Below are 1,112 nucleotides of genomic sequence, written 5' to 3'. Positions count from 1 at the left end.
TCTGGGGTTCGGCCGAAGTGGCCGTAGGCGGCGGTCTTCTTGTAGATGGGCTTGTTGAGGCCGAGGTGGGTGCGGATGCCGCGCGGGGTGAGGCCGCCCAGCTTTTCGATCGATTCGATCGCGGCCTCGATCTTGTCGTCGCCGACGGTGCCGGTGCCGTGGGTGTCGACATAGAGCGACAGCGGCTTGGACACGCCGATGGCATAGGCGAGCTGGATGGTGCAGCGCTTGGCCAGTCCGGCCGCGACGATGTTCTTGGCGAGATAGCGGGTGATGTACGCCGCCGAACGATCGACCTTGGTCGGGTCCTTGCCGCTGAACGCGCCGCCGCCGTGCGGCGCGGCGCCGCCATAGGTGTCGACGATGATCTTGCGGCCGGTGAGGCCCGCGTCGCCGTCCGGCCCGCCGATCTCGAAGCTGCCGGTGGGGTTGATGTGATAGACGGTCGCGTCGCTGAGCAGCGCGGCCGGGATCACCTCGGCCACCACCTTCTTCACATAGGCGTGGAGCTCGGCCTCCTTCTCGCCCGCGTCATAGCCCTTGGCATGCTGGGTCGAGACGACGATCGCGGTCGCGGCGACCGGCACGCCATTCTCGAACCGCAGCGTCACCTGGCTCTTGGCGTCGGGCTCCAGGAACGGCGCCGCGCCCGAATGACGATCGGCCGCCATCTTCTCCAGGATCTTGTGGCTGTAATAGAGCGTCGCCGGCATCAGGTCCGGCGTCTCGTCGCAGGCGAAGCCGAACATGATGCCCTGGTCGCCCGCGCCCTCGTCCTTGTTGCCGCTGGCGTCCACGCCCTGCGCGATATGCGCCGACTGGCCGTGCAGGTGATTGTAGAACTTCAGCGTCTCCCAGTGGAAGCCGTCCTGCTCGTACCCGATCTCCTTGACCGTGTTGCGCACGGCCGCCTCGATCTCCTCAAGCGCGCCCGGCGCCCACTCGCCGTCCTCGTACACGCCCTTGCAGCGGATCTCGCCCGCAAGCACCACGAGCTGCGTCGTCGTCAGCGTCTCGCACGCTATCCGCGCCTCCGGATCCTTCGACAAAAACAGGTCCACGATCGAATCGCTGATCTGGTCCGACACCTTGTCCGGATGTCCCTCCGACAC

General features: G+C 66.7%; 1 protein-coding gene. It reads right to left on the bottom strand.

The features are described from left to right. Positions 1–1,112: methionine adenosyltransferase (metK, locus tag OM513_RS20750; protein ID WP_264946690.1), on the bottom strand; the 1,112-nt coding region annotated here is incomplete at both ends.

Origin of the sequence: Sphingomonas canadensis, from assembly GCF_026013525.1 — a bacterium.
Taxonomy (GTDB): Bacteria; Pseudomonadota; Alphaproteobacteria; order Sphingomonadales; family Sphingomonadaceae; genus Sphingomonas; species Sphingomonas canadensis.
The sequence above is the reverse complement of the archived record's forward strand: the minus strand, read 5'-3'. Positions and strand labels throughout refer to the sequence as shown.